Source organism: Brevibacterium sp. ACRRH, from assembly GCF_022346365.1.
GTDB classification, from domain to species: domain Bacteria; phylum Actinomycetota; class Actinomycetes; order Actinomycetales; family Brevibacteriaceae; genus Brevibacterium; species Brevibacterium paucivorans.
In genome coordinates this window covers 394,569-412,701 of record NZ_JAKRMN010000001.1, presented here as the reverse complement: position 1 = coordinate 412,701, position 18,133 = coordinate 394,569, and the positions used below count along the sequence as shown (strand labels likewise).

Annotated in this window: 16 protein-coding genes; 3 read left to right on the top strand and 13 right to left on the bottom strand. The window is 60.0% G+C overall.

Features of this window, described 5'->3' with window-relative positions:
- Position 1: 1 nt before the first annotated feature.
- The 9 genes from MHX53_RS01890 to MHX53_RS01850 are packed head-to-tail and all read right to left on the bottom strand — an operon-like array spanning position 2 to position 7,296.
- Complete coding sequence (locus MHX53_RS01890; protein ID WP_239271057.1) at positions 2 to 475, bottom strand: NUDIX hydrolase; 474 nt, start codon at positions 473 to 475, stop codon at positions 2 to 4.
- Complete coding sequence (gene tsaD / locus MHX53_RS01885) at positions 468 to 1,532, bottom strand: tRNA (adenosine(37)-N6)-threonylcarbamoyltransferase complex transferase subunit TsaD (RefSeq protein WP_239271056.1); 1,065 nt, start codon at positions 1,530 to 1,532, stop codon at positions 468 to 470. The genes MHX53_RS01890 and tsaD overlap by 8 nt, the downstream gene beginning before the upstream one ends.
- Positions 1,529 to 1,999 (bottom strand): hypothetical protein, encoded by a 471-nt coding sequence (locus MHX53_RS01880; protein WP_239271055.1) that lies wholly within the window; start codon positions 1,997 to 1,999, stop codon positions 1,529 to 1,531. The genes tsaD and MHX53_RS01880 overlap by 4 nt, the downstream gene beginning before the upstream one ends.
- Positions 2,000 to 2,001: 2 nt before the next feature.
- Positions 2,002 to 2,406, bottom strand: a complete 405-nt coding sequence (locus MHX53_RS01875) for a GNAT family N-acetyltransferase (protein WP_239271054.1) — start codon at positions 2,404 to 2,406, stop codon at positions 2,002 to 2,004.
- Positions 2,407 to 2,414: 8 nt separating this feature from the next.
- Entirely contained in the window at positions 2,415 to 3,056 is a 642-nt protein-coding gene (gene tsaB / locus MHX53_RS01870; RefSeq protein WP_239271053.1) for a tRNA (adenosine(37)-N6)-threonylcarbamoyltransferase complex dimerization subunit type 1 TsaB, read from the bottom strand.
- Positions 3,053 to 3,538: a tRNA (adenosine(37)-N6)-threonylcarbamoyltransferase complex ATPase subunit type 1 TsaE gene (gene tsaE / locus MHX53_RS01865; RefSeq protein ID WP_239271052.1), complete on the bottom strand. Its 486-nt coding sequence runs from the start codon at positions 3,536 to 3,538 to the stop codon at positions 3,053 to 3,055. The genes tsaB and tsaE overlap by 4 nt, the downstream gene beginning before the upstream one ends.
- Entirely contained in the window at positions 3,535 to 4,671 is a 1,137-nt protein-coding gene (alr, locus tag MHX53_RS01860; protein WP_239271051.1) for an alanine racemase, read from the bottom strand. The genes tsaE and alr overlap by 4 nt, the downstream gene beginning before the upstream one ends.
- Complete coding sequence (locus MHX53_RS01855) at positions 4,668 to 6,080, bottom strand: NAD(P)H-hydrate dehydratase (protein ID WP_239271050.1); 1,413 nt, start codon at positions 6,078 to 6,080, stop codon at positions 4,668 to 4,670. The genes alr and MHX53_RS01855 overlap by 4 nt, the downstream gene beginning before the upstream one ends.
- A gap of 1 nt (position 6,081) precedes the next feature.
- A complete protein-coding gene (locus tag MHX53_RS01850; protein WP_239271049.1) occupies positions 6,082 to 7,296 on the bottom strand; it encodes a M20 family metallopeptidase in 1,215 nt (404 codons plus the stop codon).
- A 119-nt stretch (positions 7,297 to 7,415) separates the two neighbouring features.
- Between MHX53_RS01850 and MHX53_RS01845 the strand changes: the two genes are divergently transcribed.
- Positions 7,416 to 10,646 (top strand): beta-phosphoglucomutase family hydrolase, encoded by a 3,231-nt coding sequence (locus tag MHX53_RS01845; protein WP_239271048.1) that lies wholly within the window; start codon positions 7,416 to 7,418, stop codon positions 10,644 to 10,646.
- Positions 10,647 to 10,664: 18 nt separating this feature from the next.
- Here the strand turns inward: MHX53_RS01845 and MHX53_RS01840 are convergent, their stop codons facing one another.
- Positions 10,665 to 11,192 carry a holo-ACP synthase gene (locus MHX53_RS01840; protein ID WP_239271047.1) on the bottom strand — a complete coding sequence of 176 codons (528 nt, stop codon included), beginning with the start codon at positions 11,190 to 11,192 and terminating at the stop codon, positions 10,665 to 10,667.
- A 33-nt stretch (positions 11,193 to 11,225) separates the two neighbouring features.
- Positions 11,226 to 13,130 (bottom strand): glutamine--fructose-6-phosphate transaminase (isomerizing), encoded by a 1,905-nt coding sequence (gene glmS, locus MHX53_RS01835; RefSeq protein WP_239271122.1) that lies wholly within the window; start codon positions 13,128 to 13,130, stop codon positions 11,226 to 11,228.
- A 113-nt stretch (positions 13,131 to 13,243) separates the two neighbouring features.
- Between glmS and coaA the strand changes: the two genes are divergently transcribed.
- Together coaA and MHX53_RS01825 are read left to right on the top strand one after the other, a co-directional pair.
- Positions 13,244 to 14,275: a type I pantothenate kinase gene (gene coaA / locus MHX53_RS01830; protein ID WP_204514806.1), complete on the top strand. Its 1,032-nt coding sequence runs from the start codon at positions 13,244 to 13,246 to the stop codon at positions 14,273 to 14,275.
- A gap of 36 nt (positions 14,276 to 14,311) precedes the next feature.
- Positions 14,312 to 16,189 carry an ABC transporter ATP-binding protein gene (locus tag MHX53_RS01825; RefSeq protein WP_239271046.1) on the top strand — a complete coding sequence of 626 codons (1,878 nt, stop codon included), beginning with the start codon at positions 14,312 to 14,314 and terminating at the stop codon, positions 16,187 to 16,189.
- A gap of 44 nt (positions 16,190 to 16,233) precedes the next feature.
- Here MHX53_RS01825 and MHX53_RS01820 read toward each other — a convergent pair whose 3' ends face one another.
- Positions 16,234 to 16,683 carry a hypothetical protein gene (locus MHX53_RS01820; protein WP_239271045.1) on the bottom strand — a complete coding sequence of 150 codons (450 nt, stop codon included), beginning with the start codon at positions 16,681 to 16,683 and terminating at the stop codon, positions 16,234 to 16,236.
- Positions 16,684 to 18,036 (bottom strand): phosphoglucosamine mutase, encoded by a 1,353-nt coding sequence (gene glmM / locus MHX53_RS01815; protein ID WP_239271044.1) that lies wholly within the window; start codon positions 18,034 to 18,036, stop codon positions 16,684 to 16,686.
- Positions 18,037 to 18,133 lie beyond the last annotated feature (97 nt).

The window sequence follows — 18,133 nt, the reverse complement described above, 5'->3', positions numbered from 1 at the left end:
GTCACCCCAGGGACTTGCGCAGAGTAGGCCACGCCTTCGCGAACTCAGGGTGTAAAGGGTAGCTCTCAACCTGGCCCACGGGAACCCATGCGAGTTCCTCACTTTCGGGGTCACTAATGCTTTCTTCCAGTCGCGCCAGAGCCCGGCAAATCACCGTGGTGTACGTCCAACCGCTCTTGTCGACCGTGTACTCGTCAATGATCTCAATGTCGTGCCCGTCAAGAGCCGGCACACCTGCTTCTTCGTGACTTTCGCGAATCGCAGCCACCACGTCACTTTCGCCCTTGTGCTTGGCCCCTCCCGGAATGCCCCACGTCCCTCCGTGGGCTGACCACGCAACCCTGTGCTGAAGCAAAACGCCCCGCTCCGGGTCATGAATGAGCAAACCGGCAGCTCCGAACAGTCCCCAGAACCGACCCTGGGGTGTTTCGCACCAGCCGTCACCAGACACGAAGGAGACCTGTGGGTCAGACATAGACGTGGTCGACCTCCAATGAGCTTGTCACTCCAAACGAAAAGTTAGACGGTGGCAATCCACGGCTCAGAACCTCGGCCCCCAACGCAGCCACCATGGCACCGTTATCCGTACACAGCGCAAACGGCGGAATCCGCAACGTCACTCCAGCCTGCGCACAGTCCTGCTCAAGGCGAGCGCGCAACCGCCCATTCGCCGCAACTCCCCCACCCACAAGCAAATGAGGAATGTTGAAGTCTTCACACGCCAACAACGCTTTTTTCACCAACACGTCCACAATCGCTTCTTCGAAGCTGGCCGCGACATCCGCAACATTGGCGTCCGGTGTTTGAGTGACATACCGCAGGGCCGCGGTTTTCAAACCAGAAAAAGAAAACGAATAGCGTCGTTCCGGGTCACGCATATCCTTTGCAGACGTAAGCCCCCGCGGGAACGCAACCGCGTGCGGATCACCTGCAACCCCGTCAGTGAAAGCACCCGAGGCAGCACGCGAGATGTTCGGGCCACCGGGATAGTCCAAACCCAGCAGACGCGCTGTCTTATCGAAGGCTTCACCCGCCGCGTCATCAATCGTGGCACCCACCAGTTCCACCCCGTCGACAATGTCGGTGATGGTGAGAATTTCGGTGTGCCCACCAGATACCAGCAACGCCACGGTGGGCAGTGTGAGCCCCGGCGAATCGGGTGCCACCATATCGACGGCCACGTGTGCCGCCAAGTGGTTCACCCCGTACAGTGGCAGGCCCGTAGCAGCGGCCAGACCTTTAGCCGCAGACACTCCCACCATAAGCGCCCCGCTCAGTCCCGGCCCGGCCGTTACGGCTATCCCGTCGAGGTCGTTCAAAGTCACGCCCGCATCGTCCAGCGCCGCCTGCACGGTAGGACCAATAGCGTTGATGTGCGCCCGGGAGGCCACCTCGGGCACCACTCCCCCGTAACGCACGTGTTCGTCCATGGACGAAGCAACCGTGTTCGTCAGCAGGGTGCGACCACGCACGATCCCCACACCGGTTTCATCGCACGAACTTTCAATCCCTAACACCAACGGTTCGGTCACAGGTCCTCCACCGTGAGGTTCGCGTACTTGCGCGCTTGGGTATCTTCGTCGATGTCCACGTTCTTCAGACCCAGCTCAGTAAGCAGGGCGCGCAGGTGCGTGTCCCACACCGGCCCAATCTCGGGAACCGTGTGCGCCGCTTCCTCATAAGTAGCGAACGTCTGAGTCACCGTAATACGTGTTGAATCAGGCTTTTCGCCATTGACGCTCAAGCCCACTCGCCCAAAAGGAAGTTCCAGCAAGAAGAACCGCTGATCTTCGCACCCGATGATTTCCCCGGCAAGCGCTTCACCGTCAAAGTCGAAAGTCACAACGTCGTCATCTCGGCTCCACGGAGCGAACCACTGGGAAGCAGAATCAGGATCCGTCACGTAGTTCCACACGGTTGCACAGTCCACGGGGGCGTCCGCGCTGATCACCAAATCACAGCCGTCTTCCCATTCAGTGAGTGTGGCCTCAATGTCCATACTCACAGGCTACTACGCATGATGAGGGCGTCTGCGCCCGCATAGTAGCCGGCCCGCCGGTTTATCTCTTCAAACCCGCGCGAAGCGTATAAGAATATGGCGCGTTCGTTGTCGTCACGCACGTCCAGATACAAGGCTTCAACTCCTGCTTCGCGCGCAGCGTCCATGGCGACATCCAAGAGCCGACTGCCGACACCTCGGCGGTCACTGGCCAGCGTCAGAATGTCACCTTGGGGGCCGGAAACTGAGAGCCCCACATACCCCAGAACCTGGCCACCGTCGCGCTCGACCCAAAACCGGTTGCCCGGCACGGCCATTTGCGACCAAAAGAATTCTTCGCTCCAGGCTTGGCTTCCAAAACTCTTCTCATCGAGGACAGCCACGGGGGCGATGTCCATCCACCGCATGCGTTCGATCATTGCCGGGGCTGGGCGTCCGGTTCGCGCAAGTACAGCGGCGAGGTGTCGAGAAGCGCCCCCAGCTCCTCCGGGTTGCCCGGTTCCGGCTGGGCGCACAGGCCGAGGTCGCCGGCCGTGGGTTCGGTGAATTCGTCTTCCGTACGTGCTGGGTTGCCCAGGGTTTCCGCGTAGAGCGCAAAACCTCGCCCAATCCGGGCGGCCGCCGGCGTGAGGCCGGCCGGGAGGACCACGCGCGGCCCGTCGATCACGGTCACGGTAGATCCCAAGCGGTAGGTGGTTGCGTACACCTCTTTGCGGCGGGCGTCGGTGGCGACCGTGACGTCGCCTGTGATTCCGTGGGCTGCTGCGCGGAACGCTAACGCGTCGTGGCTGCGCACACCATAGATGGGAATACCCAAACCGAGCGCGTATCCGATCCCGGTGGCGATCCCAGCGCGCAAGCCGGTGAAAGGCCCGGGCCCCACGCCCACGATCACCCGCTGCGGCTTCACGTCCTGGGTGATTTCGCGGATTGCGGGGCCTACAAATTCGGCGTGTTTGCGGGCGCTGAACGTGGTGCGCTGGGCGCGTACTTCCCCGTTTGAGTCCACCAGTGCCACGCTCGCCGCCGCCGAGGTGTCAATCGCCAGAGTGATCACAGCGCCTCCTGGCATGCGGTTGTCAGCTGTTCGACTCGGCCTTCCCACCGTGGACCGTGCGCGCCTAGCGTGTAGGTGCGGGCTTCGGATTCGGGGTCGGGTTCGGGCCTGTCGATGAAGATGTCCAAGTACGAATCGCTCAACTGTTCTGCCTTGCCTCGGCCCCATTCGATGATGGTGACCATGTCGTCAAGTTCAGAGTCGAGGTCCAGGTCGTCCAGCTCCATCGCGTCTTCTAAACGATACGCGTCGACGTGAACAAGCCCCGGCCCGTCTCCCACCGCTTGGTGTTCACGCGCAATGACGAACGTGGGCGAGGTGATCCGGCCACGCACGTTGAGCTCCTTCCCGATCATCTGGGTAAGCGTCGTTTTCCCGGCACCCAGGTTCCCAGTCAGCAGAATCACGTCCCCGGCCTGCACATGAGCGGCCAGCACGCGGGCAAAAATGGCTGTCTGTTCCACGGACGACGTGAGGATCACGTGTGCTCCTGTTCTATGCGCGGCACGCGAGCTCCCAAGCGTGTGACGATGTCGTAGTTGATGGTGCCCGCCCACTGCGCCCATTCGTCGACGTGCGGGCCACCGTTGCCCCAGACCACCACGGGGTCCCCTGGCGACACTTGCGCATCGCCCACGTCGGCGATCATCTGGTCCATTGCGATCGACCCCACGACGGGGAACGCTTTGCCGTGAATGGCCACATGCGCTTTTTGGGAGGCTTGGCGCGGGATTCCGTCCCCGTACCCGCCGGCAATAAGCGCAAATTTGGACGGCGCCGAGGTGGTATACCGCAACCCGTATGAGGCACCTTGGCCTGCAGGCACGTCCTTGGCTGCGCACACGTGCGAGACCAGTGTCATCGCAGGTTGGAGGCCTTCCGAGTAGGCGCGGTTTTCTCCTTCAAAAGGGCTGAGTCCGTATATGGCCACACCGGCACGCACCGTGTTTCCGGGCACCGGATCCATGGAGAGGATCGCTGGTGAGTTGGCGATGTGCTCCATGAGGGTGTCGATCCCGAGCGTTGTTTTTACGGTGTCCACATCCTGGTTGAATCGCTCAACCTGGATCGTATTGAAGTCATTTTTGGGTTCGTCAGCACACGCGAGGTGTGTCATAACACCGCACACTTTCACACCCTGTGCGGTGGACAGTTGTTCTAGCACCAGTTGCAGTTGCATGCGGTTGAGACCGTTGCGTCCCAGTCCCGTGTCGACTTTGAGGTGGATACGCGCGGTTTTCCCGGTGGTGTGAGCCGCGTTGAAAATTGCTTCGAGTGCCGCCGGTGATCCCACGCCCAGCTCGATTCCGCGTTCAACGGGTTCAGAGAGGTCAGCCTGCGGTTCATACAGCCAACACATGACAGTGTGGTCGCGCTGATCGCTCAGGTCAGCAAGAATGTCTTTCACGGCTAAAGCTTCGGGAATTGTCGCAGTGCCAAATTGTGTCACCCCAGCGCGAGCCAGAGCAGGCACAACCAGATTCACGCCGTGCCCATAGGCATCGGCTTTGACGATTGCGACGAGTTGTTTTCCTGCCGCGCGGTCCTGCAACAGTTGCACATTGTGGACGAGTGCGCGCGTATCAATCACGGCCGTCAGCGGTGCAGACGTCATGAATCCTCCCTGTGCGAACGTGCGACTTCCAGAATAGTCTGAGCGGTTTCCAATGCGCGGGTTCCGGCAGCTGCGTGGTGAATCAGAACAGCGTTCGCCGCGACTACAGCGGCACTCCGCGAACCACCCGGTTGCTCGGTTGCCATGAGGGCACCCATGATGCCGGCCAAAACATCTCCGCTGCCTGCTGTTGCCAAGCGCGCCGGACCTACAGGGGTTGCGTGGACGGTGCCGTCGGGTTCACTGATGACAGTGCGCGCACCTTTCAACAGCACGCAACAACCCAGTTCAGATGCCAAGCGACGTGCCCAGTGCGCAGGCGCTGACTCAATCTCCTCACGCGTCACGGCCCACCCGCGTGACTCGCACAGCGCTTGGGCTTCACCTGCGTGTGGAGTGAGAACCCAGTTGTTGCGTACCTTGTTCACACGTGCCAGCGCGCCTGCGTCGATCACGGCCGGCAACGAGTTCTCATACGCCTCATCCAACACCTCATCGACCAGTTCATCTTCCGGCGCCCCCGGGCCCACAACCCAGGCTTGAACGCGACCCCAACCGGTAACCACCTCGGGCACGGAATGCATGACCAGCTCAGTCGCACCACCCACGTACCGCACCATGCCCACGCCGGTGTTCTGCGCGGAAAGCGAGGTCAACACCGCAGCACCGGGATACTGCCGTGACCCGGCTGCAACGCCAAGGACTCCACGTGAGTACTTGTGGTCGCTCTCCTCCGGCGCTGGCACACGTGCCGTGGTGTGCAGGTAGCCCGCCGGGGCGTCCGTGCTGGTCAAGCCGATGTCCACGCACTCAACCTGGCCGCAATACGCAGCCCCGGGCTGCACAAACAGCCCGGCTTTCAACATGCCAAAAGTCACCGTGTGAGTCGCGCGCACCGCGTGCGGATCGACCTCGCCCGTGGACGCGTTCACACCCGTGGGGGCATCGACGGCAATGCACAGCTGATCGCACGCCTCGTTTTGCCACGCGGTCAGCTGGCTCGCCAACGGTTCGCGCAGCGCCCCAGACGCGCCGGTCCCTAAGATCCCGTCGATGACCACGTCGGCTTCCAGCGCCCCGTCCCACTCCGTAGTGACCCGTACGCCCGCAGCCACCGCGGCGGCCGCCCCTTCCTCGTGCGCAGATTGGGCGACGGTCACGGCTTGGCAACGGACACCTCGGCGGGCTAAAAACGCCAGCGCGTACAGCGCGTCGCCACCGTTGTTGCCCGAACCCACCAACGCGACCGCCCGGGTCCCATACACGTTCCCGTACTTTTTCCGCAGTTCCCGCACAACCACATGCGCCAGCCCCGTGGCCGCTTTCAGCATGAGTTCCTTGCCCTGCCCAGCGGCCAGAAGAGGCGCTTCCGCGTCGCGCACGTGTTGCGAGGTATACAGCGGTTGCATGTTAGTCCTTGCTCAAACGGTTGAGTGCCAGCGCGGCTAGAAACGCCGCCTGGTCACCTAGCGCTGTATCCGTGTGCCGCGCCCGAGGTGAATGGTTAGCTTCCCATGTATCTTCCGGCCCGTATGCCGCACCGAAGTGGCCATACGATCCGGGGACGAGGTCGAGGATGCGGGAGAAGTCTTCAGACCCCACCCGCGGGTGTTCCATGAGGTGGACACGTTCGGAGCCGAACAGCGCTTCAGCGGTTTCGAGGAACAGAGCGTTTTCGTCGTTGTTGTTGGTGGTGGCCGGCAGCAGGCGGTACATGTTGGCTTCCGCGGTCAGGCCGTGAGCCTGCGCAATCCCTTCCACCAGGGCGGGGAGCACCCGTTCGCATTCGCGTGTGGTTTCTTCCGAAAACGTGCGTACGCTCGCCGCTAGATACGCGGAATCGGGAATGACGTTGGGCGCAGTTCCTGCCTGGAACTGACCCACCGTGAGCACCACGGGGTCCCACGCAAAGAAGTGCCGGGACACAAACTCTTGCAACTGTCCCACGATCGCTGCCCCAACCTGCACCGGATCCAAGGCGGCTTCCGGACGGGCGGCGTGACCACCTCGGCCGCGGACAGTGATTTCCAGGTTGTTCGCAGACGCCATGTACGAACCCGGTTTGGAGTACACGTGACCTGGGGGCTGATCGGCGGAAACGTGGACTCCGTAGGCCGCTACAACTGGGACACCGGCGGCGTCGAGTACGCCTTCGTCGACCATCTTTCCGGCCCCGTCGTAGCCTTCTTCACCCGGTTGGAACATGAACACCACGTCACCGGCCAGTTCGCTCTTGCAGGCGTGCAAAACGTGGGCGGCTCCAATGAGCCCAGTGACGTGCAGGTCGTGACCACACGCGTGCATGTTTCCGTTTGTCGAGGCAAACTCAAACCCGGTCGCTTCGGTCACGGGCAATGCGTCCATGTCACCGCGCAGGAGCACCGCTTGAGGGTTGTCGCCACGCTTGTCACCACGTAACACGGCTACGACCGAATCCAGATTCGTTCCAGTCGTTATTTCAAGATCCAAACCGTGAAGCGCGTCCAACACGGTCTTTTGTGTGGCGGGAAGTTTGAGTCCCAGTTCGGGGTTCTGGTGAATACGCGTGCGAATGTCACGCAACCGGGGAGCCAACTGCTCCGAAACTTCCACAACCTTCTTGAATAAGTTTTCGTTCGCCGTCATGACGTTAAGCCTAGTAAACCTAGTCGCGGGCAGAACACAGTGGTCAAACAAACACAAAAAGTTCTGAACAAGGCAGGCACGTTCACCCACACGTCACTCATTCGTGATGAGCTAGATATATGACTGAGGTTCTCACAGCCACCCCACCGTACGACGCAGTGATCTTCGACATGGACGGAGTCGTCACCGACACCGCTTCACTCCATGCGGCCGCGTGGAAGCAACTGTTTGACTCCGCGCTGGCCAACCCCAAGCTCAAAGACGCAGCAGTCGAGTTCCCGGAAGAACTCGACGCATCTGAGTTCTCTATCGCCACCGACTACCGGGCGTACGTCGACGGGCGCCCACGCGAAGACGGCGTCCGTGAGTTCTTCGCGTCCCGTGGCATCACGCTTCCGGAAGGCGATGACGACGACCCGGCAGGCGCCCTGACCGTTCACGGGCTTGCCCGTCACAAGAACGACGCGTTCAACGACGAACTCAAGAAACAAGGTGTGCGCACCTTCCCAGGGACCATCAACCTCATCGAGCGTCTGCGGGCAGGTGGACGCAAGATCGGCCTCGTCACTGCCAGCCGCAACGCGCCCGCCCTCTTAGACAACGCGCAGATCACCGAACTCTTCGACACGATCGTCGACGGGCAGACCGCACGGGACGAAAACCTCCCAGGCAAACCCCAACCCGACACGTTCCTCCGAGCCGCCAACGACCTCGGCGTAGAACCCCGCAACGCCGTTGTCGTTGAAGACGCGATCTCTGGTGTGCAAGCGGGGCGAGCCGGAAAATTTGGCCTAGTTATTGGTGTTGACCGCCACGGTAACCGCGACGAACTCACTGACGCTGGCGCCGATGTGGTCATCGGCGACCTGCACGAACTCGACCTGGGCGAGCGTCGCGACCGCCCCCGCACGCTCGTCTACGTGGGTGGCGAAGACCACCACAAAGGCAAGCGCGCCACCCTCACCACCCTGGGCAACGGGTACATGGCCATCCGAGGAACCGCCTCGGAGATCAAAACAGGACACCGCGGGGCACCCGGAGCCTACATCGCTGGGATCTTCAACCGCCTCACGTCAACCGTTCAAGGGCGCACCCAAGTTCACGAATCCATGGTGAACCTGCCACACTGGGCCGCCCTGGATGTGAAGTTCGCTGACGGGGAATGGCTGTCGGACCGCGGACTCACCGTGGTGTCCGAAGAACGCACCCTCAACTTTGACGACGGCGCGCTGGTGCGTCACCTAGTCGTTCAAGACCCGCACGGGCGTTCGCTCAAACTGTGCCAACGCCGCATCGTGTCCATGGACAAACAGCACTTGAGCGCCACACTTACCCGCGTGGAGACGCTCAGCGACGAACCGCAAAAGGTGCATGTGCGTTTGGGGATTGACGCGCGCGTCAACAACGACAACGTGGCCGAATACGACCAGCTGGCCAAACAGCACATTGAGACCCGCCACGCGAAGGTACTCGACGACGGCACCCTGCTCACCGAAGTCATCACCGAACAGAGCCGGACTCGTGTGGCCATGGCCCAGCGCACCCGCGTGACAGAACAGCGCGTGGATTTCTCCACCCAGCGCGTTCCCGGGGAGACTATGGGATACGACGTCGAAACGGTGAGCGAAGAAAACGAGCGTGGAAAAGCGATCTACCGTGAACACGCGTTTACTGTTTACCCTGGTCACGCTTACGACTTCGACACGGTGACCGCGACCGTCCACTCCCGTGACCCCGCCTTGAGTTCAGTGCGCGGAGGTGCAGTCCAGCACCTCGACTGGCTGCCCGACTGTAGCTTTACAGCGCTCCTCCCGGGACACCGAGCAGCCCTTGCCAAGCTGTGGGACCGGTTCGGAGTGGAGGTGGAGACCACCTCGGGATCAGCAACCCAAACACAGCTCATGGTGGATCTGCACACGTTCCACCTCATCCAGTCCATGTCGCCGCATACCGTGGCACAGGACGTGGGAACTACAGCGCGCGGCATGACCGGAGAGGGGTACCGCGGGCACATCTTCTGGGACGAAGTATTCGTCATGCCGTTGCTGAACATGAGGTTCCCCGAGATCTCCAAATCCCTGCTCATGTACAGGTGGCGCAGGCTCGACGCTGCCCGCCAGCTAGCACGCGAATCCGGTTTCAAGGGAGCTCAGTTCCCATGGCAGTCAGGTTCAGACGGGCGTGAAGAAACGCCCGAGGAACTGTGGAACCACCGCTCTAACCGGTGGATGCCAGACAACTCGCGCAGGCAATACCACGTGGGGCTTGCCGTGGCGTACAACGCGTGGCAGCACTACCGCGCGACTGCCGACACCAAGTGGTTGGCGGAGCAGGGTGGTGAGCTCATCATCGAAATTGTGCGCCTATTCGCCTCGATGACCGAGTACGACGCGGCCGAAGACCGCTACCACATCCGCAAGGTGATGGGACCCGACGAATACCACGACGGGTACCCGGGAACACCTGGGTCCGGTGTGGACGACAACGCCTATACCAATGTCATGGTTGCATGGCTGGCACGCCACGCGGTGCGCATTTTTGAAGTGCTGTCCTCCCACGAAGCCGATGAACTGGAGTTCAGGCTCAACATCGACCCAGAAGAAGTCACCTTGTGGGAACGCATGGCCGCACGCTTGTACGTGCCGTTCGCACCGGATGGGCGGATCAGCCAGTTCGCGGGGTACGAAGACCTCAAGGACCTGGACTTCGACGCGTACCGTCGCAGGTACGGAAACATCGGGCGTATGGATCTGATTTTGGAATCAGAAGACGATTCGACCAACAATTACAAACTGTCTAAACAGGCTGACGTCAACATGTTGTTCTACCTGTTGGGGCCCACGGGCGTGGTCAAAGAACTGCGCCGCATGGGTTACGACATGAGCGACGAAGAAGTTGAACGCACCATCGACTACTACGTGGCACATTCAACCAACGGGTCCAGCTTGTCCCGGGTCGCTAACGCTGCTGTTCTGGGCATGATTGGTCGCGAAGACGCATGGAACGAATGGCAAGAAGCCCTGCGTATCGACATTGACGACACCCAGTGGGGATCAACCGCAGAAGGTATCCACCTGGGTGCCATGGCGGGAACCGTCGACGTCATTGTGCGCGCGTTCGCCGGCGTGCTCATCCGGTTCAACCGGATCGAGTTCTACCCGAACCTGCCAAAACACGTTGCCGACGCTCGTTTCCGAGTTCTGTTCCAGGGCCAGATCATCGAGGTGTACGTCACGCACACTGAGCTCACGCTGGTGTCTCGTTCACGCGAAACCCACTCCGTGAGCGTGTTCGTCAACGGAGAGTCGCACACCTTGGAAGGTGGCGCGCGCCTGACCTTCCAGCTGTAAAGGCAGCGCTCGCGCACCTTACTCCGCGTTACGACGTGCTTCCTCGCGCGCCTTGCGACGCGCTTCCCGACTCTCTTCAGCACGCTGGCGGAATTCAGCGAGAGCCGCCAACGCCTCGGGCGAACCTGGAAGCAAAGGAGCCGGCTGGTCAACGGGCGGGTGACTGCGCACCGGGTTCCCTTCAACTACGACGAACGTGACCGTCCGGCCCGCGTCGTGGGTAATTGAGACGTGGATCGTCTCGCCTCCCATGTCGCGGAAGTGCTGAAGAACCCAACCGGAGAGCCGGAAACTGGGCGCGCCCGAAAACGCAGACACGATTTCAGCTTCCTGCCACGGAATAATCTGAGGCAGCTGCAGGGCCTTCACCAGGGCCTCTTTAGCGGAAAATCGGGCGGCCAGGGACTCCGGGGTGCGTCTCTGGCCGTTCTTCTTTAACTGCTCAGCCGGCGTGAGTAGCCGGTCCAGCAGTTCCGGAACCCGTTCAATGTGTTCGCGGAACCGCTCGACATCGGCAATATCGACTCCGATCCCAATGATGGCCACGGTTACGAATCAGCCTTGAAGTGTTGTTGAAGTTTACTCGACCGTGACTGACTTGGCGAGGTTACGTGGCTGGTCAACGTCCAAGCCCTTGGCAGACGCCAGTTCCATCGCGAAGATCTGTAGCGGGATCGTGGTCAGCAGTGGCGCCAAAAGCGTAGGCGTTGCAGGCACGTAGATGACGTCGGATGCGAACTGTTCCACCGCCGTGTCGCCTTCTTCTGCGATCACGATCGTTTTGGCGCCACGAGCTCGGACTTCTTGGATGTTGGAAACCACTTTGTCGTGCAGCGAGTAACGCGAAGCACGGCTTGGCACCACGATGAACACCGGCTGACCTTCGTCGATCAGGGCAATAGGACCGTGCTTGAGTTCACCTGCGGCAAAGCCTTCAGCGTGGATGTAGGCGAGCTCCTTGAGCTTAAGCGCACCTTCCATAGCAACGGGGAAGCCCACGTGACGCCCCAAGAACAGGACCGAAGAAGTGTCCCGCATGGACTGCGCGAGGTCGAGTACCTGCTGCTTGTTTTCGTCCAGAAGGCGTTCGATCTTGCCAGGCATCTCTTCAAGTTCGTCCAGGATGACCTTGATTTCGTCCTGGTACTTGTTGCCACGTAGCTGCGCCAAGTACAGACCAAGCAGGTAGCAGGCGACGATCTGGGCCAAGAACGCCTTGGTAGAAGCAACCGCGATTTCTGGGCCAGCGTGGGTGTAGAGCACGCCGTCAGATTCACGCGGAATGGTGGAACCGTACGTATTGCAAATCGCAATCACCTTAGCGCCCTGTTCGCGTGCGTGACGCACGGCCATGAGTGTATCCATGGTTTCACCCGACTGGCTGATCGCCACAACCAAGGTCTTCTCAGTGACGACAGGGTCGCGGTAACGGAACTCGTGAGCCAGCTCGACCTCGGTGGGGATACGGCACCAGTGCTCGATTGCGTAGCGGGCAACCTGGCCAGCGTAGGCAGCCGTTCCACACGCAATCACAACAATCTTGTCGATGCTCTTCAGCACCGATTCGTCAATGTTCATCTCTGAGAGCTGCAGATTGCCGTTCTGGTCGGTGCGACCCAGCAAAGTGTCAGCAACAGCCTGTGGCTGGTCGTGGATTTCCTTATCCATGAACGACGCAAAGCCACCCTTTTCAGCGGTCGCTGGGTCCCAGTCAACCGTGTATGACTTGCCTTCGACCGGGTTGTTGTCAGTGTCGATGATGTCGACTGATTCCGGCGTGATGGTCACGACCTGGTCCTGACCAATTTCAACCGCATTGCGCGTGTAGTCAATGAACGCTGCAACATCTGATCCCAGGAAGTTTTCACCGTCGCCCAGACCAATGACCAGCGGGCTGTTACGACGAGCGGCCACAACAGTGTCCGGGACGTCCTGGTGAATAGCCAAGAGTGTGAACGCACCTTCAAGCTGGGAAGCGGTGATGCGCATGGCTTCGGTCAAGTTGCCGGTTTCCCGGTAGTTCTTGGCGAGCTGCTGAGCGGCGACTTCCGTGTCGGTTTCGGAAGCAAACTGAGCGCCTTCAGCTTCAAGGCGTTCTTTCAGTGGCGCGAAGTTCTCAATGATTCCGTTGTGAATGAGCGCCAGCTTACCGTCGTCAGCCAGGTGAGGGTGCGCGTTCTGGTCGGTGGGTCCACCGTGGGTAGCCCAGCGTGTGTGGCCAATTCCTGTTGTGGCATCCGGAATCTGGTGAGTTTCCAACGCGTCCTTGAGGTTGGACAATTTACCGGACTTTTTCTCGCTGAACATTGGCTGTCCAGGGGTCGCAAGCGCAACACCTGCGGAGTCGTAACCCCGGTATTCCATACGCTTGAGACCACCCATAACAACGTCGATGACTGAATGGTCGCGATTGGTTACTGCCTGCTCAGCTCCATTGACAGACTGGGCACGGGTAGAAGATACATATCCCACAATTCCACACATGTGACTAATCGTACCGATTACGTAGCCAGTCGAGAAATAGAGCATGACATGGATGAGTGGGATCAAGCCGAAATGTGACGTTAAAGGTGGAAGGGTGTGGGAAAAGTGGGAGAATGTGGGCTATGAATGCGCTGACCCATCTTGATCCCGCACGTCGACTTGCCGGTTTGCGACCGGATTCGGACTCACTTCCGTCACCCTATTGGCTGTTCGATCGGGAGTCGTGGGCAGGACTTGCGGAGTCGACGTCTTTGCCATTGACGGAGAAGGAAGTTGAGCGAGTGCGCGGTTTGGGTGAACGCATCGACTTGGACGAAGTCCGTTCCGTCTACCTTCCACTGTCTGAACTTTTGAGCGTGTACGTGGCCGCCCGTGGCAACAAATACCAGATGACACGCGAATTCTTCACACCCCTACGCGAAAAGGGCAAGGACCTGACTCCCAAACGCACCCCATTTGTCATTGGGGTTGCAGGTTCCGTGGCGGTTGGAAAATCGACAACGGCGCGTGTGTTGCGTGAAATGTTGTCCAGGTGGCCCGACACTCCCCGCGTCGAACTCATCACCACTGATGGCTTCCTGTTCCCTAACGCGGAACTTGAACGTCGCGGAATTGCTGACCGAAAAGGTTTCCCCGAATCGTATGACCGCAGGCGGTTATTGCGGTTCTTGGCGAAGATCAAGGCGGGCGCACCGGAAGCACGCGCACCCGTGTATTCGCACCACACGTACGACATCATTGAGGGCGCCGAGGTGACCGTCCGTTCCCCCGACGTCGTGATCGTTGAGGGGCTGAACGTGCTCCAGGCTCCACGTCCACGTACTGACGGCCGGATTGGTGTAGCGGTGAGCGACTACTTTGACTTCTCCGTTTACGTCGATGCCAACACAAGCGACATCCGCGAGTGGTACATCCGCCGTTTCTTGAGCCTGCAGGAGGGTGCGTTTACGCGCCCTGACTCGTACTTCCACAAGTATTCGCAGCTGACACGCGAGGAAGCTGTCACCTTGGCAGGCGAAATTTGGGACTCTATTAACGCACCTAACTTGACGCAGAATGTTCTTCCCAGCCGAGGTCGTGCGGACCTGATTCTGAAAAAGGCCAGTGATCACAAGGTAAAGAGCATCCAGTTGCGGAAGTTGTAAGCGTGGCTGCTTGAGAGATCTGCTTTAGGTATCTGAATGTCGAACATTTCGCCGCACATGGTGTTGCGCCGTGCCACGGCTGCACAGAAGTACGGTGGTAAGTCGCAGTCGGTGAGCTGGTCCACGGTGGGCAGGATCCTCACGTTTGCCCGCCGTCATCGCGGTCGCATGGTGGCGTACATTGCGCTTTCCGCTCTGGCCGCGCTCGTAGGCGTCATCACACCAATTTTGTCTGGTCGCGTGGTCAACGCGATCACGGAAGGTGGGCCGGTGTCCACGATTGTGTGGCTTGCTGTTGCGATGGGTGTCATTGCGCTTGTGGACGCCGCATTGTCGTTGATCAACAGGTGGTTTTCCGCTCAAGTGGGCGAAGGGCTCATTTTCGATTTGCGTACAGCGGTTTTCGACCACGTGCAGACCATGCCAGTGGCGTTCTTTAACCGGACACGCACTGGGGCCTTGATTTCTCGTTTGAGCACCGACGTCATGGGAGCTCAGCGCGCCTTTGCGAACACACTGCCGTCCGTTGCGTCCAACCTGGTGTCGCTCCTACTCACGTTGGGTGTCATGTTTGCGTATTCGTGGCAGGTGACTGTTTTGTCGCTCATTTTGCTACCGATCTACCTGTTGCCGGCACGGTTCTTGGCGTCGAAGTTGGCCAAGCTTCAGTTCGAGGCGTCTGACCTCAACGCGGCGATGTCCACCCGCATGACCGAGCGTTTCAACGCCGGAGGTGCCACACTGGTGAAGCTGTTCGGCTCACCGAGGCGGGAGTCTGAGCAGTTCGCTCAGCGTGCTGACCGGGTCCGAGCGATTGGCGTCCGCACCGCCATGTTGCAGACCACGTTCGTGACGGCACTGACCTTGGTGTCGGCTTTGGCACTGGCCTTGGTGTACGGTTTGGGCGGTTTCGAGGCGGTGAAGGGTCAGCTCAACGCGGGCATGGTGGTGACCTTGGCGATGCTTCTGACGCGCCTGTACGCCCCGCTGACCATGCTTGCGAATGCGCGGATGGACTTCGTGAGTGCCGTGGTGAGCTTTGAGCGGATCTTTGAGGTTTTGGACCTCAAACCTGTCATTACTGAGCCTGAGCACCCACGTCCCTTGCCGTCAGGCGCCCTGTCCGTGAAGTTCGCCCGCGTGCATTTCACGTACCCGTCGGCCGCCCAGGTGTCGCTTGCGTCGTTGGAAGATGTGACTGCGTTGGATACGCGGGAACCCGCCGAGGTGTTGCACGGTATTTCGTTTACGGTACCTGCCGGGTCGACGGTTGCGCTCGTGGGTTCGTCTGGGGCAGGCAAGTCGACGATCGCGTCCTTGGTGCCACGTTTGTATGACCCGTCCTCGGGCTGTGTGCGACTGGGCGGTGTAGATGCCCGCGAGGTTGCTTTTGCCGACCTCAAGGCTGGCGTGGGCATGGTGACGCAGGACGGGCATCTGTTCCACGATTCGATTCGTGAAAATCTTGTTCTTGCCAAACCGGATGCCACGGACCAAGAAATCCAGTCCGCCCTACAACGAGCCCGCATGTCTGGCGTTGTTGACGCATTGCCTGACGGCGTCGACACGGTCATTGGCGAACGCGGGTATCGGCTCTCTGGAGGCGAGCGACAACGTTTGACGATTGCGCGTTTGCTTCTGGCCGCTCCTCCGGTTGTGGTGCTTGATGAGGCGACGAGTGCTTTGGATTCCACCAACGAGGTGGCGGTCCAGCAGGCGTTAAACGAGGCAATGACCGGTCGCACGGCTATTGTGATCGCTCACCGTTTGTCTACCGTGCGTTCGGCTTCGCAGATTTTGGTGGTGGAAGACGGGCGCATTGTGGAGCGTGGTTCGCACTCCGAGTTGCTGTCGGCCGGTGGCCGGTATGCCGAGCTATATGAGACGCAGTTCGCGGACCAAGAAACCACGTGAAAGCCTCAAGCGTCAGCCGGCAATGCCCGCTAAAAGTGTGCCGTCTACGACTTCTTTCCCGAAGGCCCGGGCTCGCGAATGAGGCGCCCAATGGGGCGGATTGCGATCGCAAAGAGCGGCCCAGCAACGAGACCAACCAACAGGGCGAGCGCCCCTACATACATGGCGTTGGTGAGCCACATGACTGTGAGCATGTACATGATGACCGCAGGTCCGAATGCAACAAACAACGCGGTGAGTGCGAGCCATTTGGGACGTCCAGGCGTGTTCGCCGCCGGGTGCCCCTGGTAGTTGGCGCGCACGAAACCGATGACAAACGCCAGGGCAGTAGCGATTGCACCCACGACCAACACCGAGGTGGTTAAACGGCTGAATACGTAGAGGATACCGTCCTGTGTGACGGGCCGGAGTGCCAGCGACACAGCCGAAACGATAAGAGTCGCGACGGCTGTAGCTCCGGCTGTTGCGATGGCGGTCGCAAACTTGGGTGTCATTTACAGTGCCAAGTGAGTCTTTACGACATCGGCCAAGCGCTGCGCCTGCTGCTGAGCTACTTCTTCGCTTTCGGCTTCTACCATGACGCGGATAACGGGTTCGGTTCCCGAAGCACGAAGAAGGACGCGACCAGTTGCTCCCAGTTCGTTTTCGACGGCTGTCACTTCTGCCGCAACGGCAGGGTCTGCAGTGCGACTCTTGTCAACGTCTTTCACATTGATAAGGACCTGAGGCAGGTTAGGGATTTCTGCTGCAAGGTCCGCGAGTGTGCGCTTCGAGGTGGCCATACGGTGCATGAGGTGTAGAGCAGTCTGGACACCGTCACCGGTTGAACCGTGGTCGAGCATGAGGATGTGGCCGGACTGTTCACCACCCAAGGAGTAACCGTCCGCTTTCATGCGCTCAAGCACGTACCGGTCCCCTACCGCGGTCTGTACGGTGTCAATGCCGTAGCGTTCCATGGCAAGGCGGAGGCCCAGGTTGCTCATGACGGTGGTCACCAACGTGTCGTGTGCGAGCTTCCCGTCTTCTTTCAGACCGATCGCTAGGATTCCCATGATTTGGTCGCCGTTGACTTCACGTCCGCGGGCGTCCACTGCCAAGCACCGGTCGGCGTCACCGTCGAATGCCACACCCAAATCGGCGGACTGTTCCAGGACCGCACGCTGGAGGTTATCAATGTGCGTGGAACCCACCCCGTCGTTGATGTTCAAACCTGTGGGTTCGGCAGCGGTCACGATGACTTCGGCACCTGCTTGGCGCAAAGCCGCTGGTCCCACAATAGATGCGGCACCGTGGGCACAGTCAACGACAACGGTGAGGCCCTGAAGTGGTGTCACCTTGTCGCCCAGACCGGCGACCAGGTGTTCTGTAAATTCGTCGGCAGCAGCCGGGTAGCGCTGAATCCGTCCAACGTTTTCGGCAATGGGGCGCTGCCAGTTCACGTCGACAAGGGCCGTGATTTCGTCTTCAACAGCGTCGTCGAGTTTGGTTCCACCAGGACCAAAGAACTTGATTCCGTTGTCGGGCATGGGGTTGTGAGAAGCGGAAAGAACCACACCGAATTCTGCCCCCGTGGCCTTCACAGCGTAGGCAACACCGGGGGTTGGGAGGACTCCTGCGTCCCACACGTCTACACCAGTCGAAGCGATTCCCGCAGCTACTGCAGCCGACAAGAAGTCTCCACTGATTCGGGTGTCGCGTCCAACAATTGCGCGCGGACGATGGTTTCCTGATTGTTCAGGCTTTCCTAGCACGCGACTCGCTGCAACCGACAGTTGGAGAGCTAACCGTGCTGTAATGTCTCGGTTTGCGCATCCACGTACTCCGTCGGTTCCAAACAGACGACCCATGAGTCCCACTTTCACATCTACTGCAGTTTGTTCAAGTGTAGCCAGAGGCACTGACACAATTCGGTTACCACTTGCCCGGCTGTTACACGTAACGGAA

Excerpts from the sequence above, each read along its gene's own strand:
- MHX53_RS01890 (WP_239271057.1), bottom strand. The coding sequence starts at position 475 with ATGTCTGACCCACAGGTCTCCTTCGTGTCTGGTGACGGCTGGTGCGAA.
- MHX53_RS01880 (WP_239271055.1), bottom strand. The coding sequence starts at position 1,999 with ATGGACATTGAGGCCACACTCACTGAATGGGAAGACGGCTGTGATTTG.
- MHX53_RS01875 (WP_239271054.1), bottom strand. The coding sequence starts at position 2,406 with ATGCGGTGGATGGACATCGCCCCCGTGGCTGTCCTCGATGAGAAGAGT.
- alr (WP_239271051.1), bottom strand. The coding sequence starts at position 4,671 with ATGACGTCTGCACCGCTGACGGCCGTGATTGATACGCGCGCACTCGTC.
- MHX53_RS01855 (WP_239271050.1), bottom strand. The coding sequence starts at position 6,080 with ATGCAACCGCTGTATACCTCGCAACACGTGCGCGACGCGGAAGCGCCT.
- MHX53_RS01850 (WP_239271049.1), bottom strand. The coding sequence starts at position 7,296 with ATGACGGCGAACGAAAACTTATTCAAGAAGGTTGTGGAAGTTTCGGAG.
- MHX53_RS01845 (WP_239271048.1), top strand. The coding sequence starts at position 7,416 with ATGACTGAGGTTCTCACAGCCACCCCACCGTACGACGCAGTGATCTTC.
- glmS (WP_239271122.1), bottom strand. The coding sequence starts at position 13,130 with ATGTGTGGAATTGTGGGATATGTATCTTCTACCCGTGCCCAGTCTGTC.
- coaA (WP_204514806.1), top strand. The coding sequence starts at position 13,244 with ATGTGGGCTATGAATGCGCTGACCCATCTTGATCCCGCACGTCGACTT.
- MHX53_RS01825 (WP_239271046.1), top strand. The coding sequence starts at position 14,312 with ATGTCGAACATTTCGCCGCACATGGTGTTGCGCCGTGCCACGGCTGCA.
- MHX53_RS01820 (WP_239271045.1), bottom strand. The coding sequence starts at position 16,683 with ATGACACCCAAGTTTGCGACCGCCATCGCAACAGCCGGAGCTACAGCC.
- glmM (WP_239271044.1), bottom strand. The coding sequence starts at position 18,036 with ATGGGTCGTCTGTTTGGAACCGACGGAGTACGTGGATGCGCAAACCGA.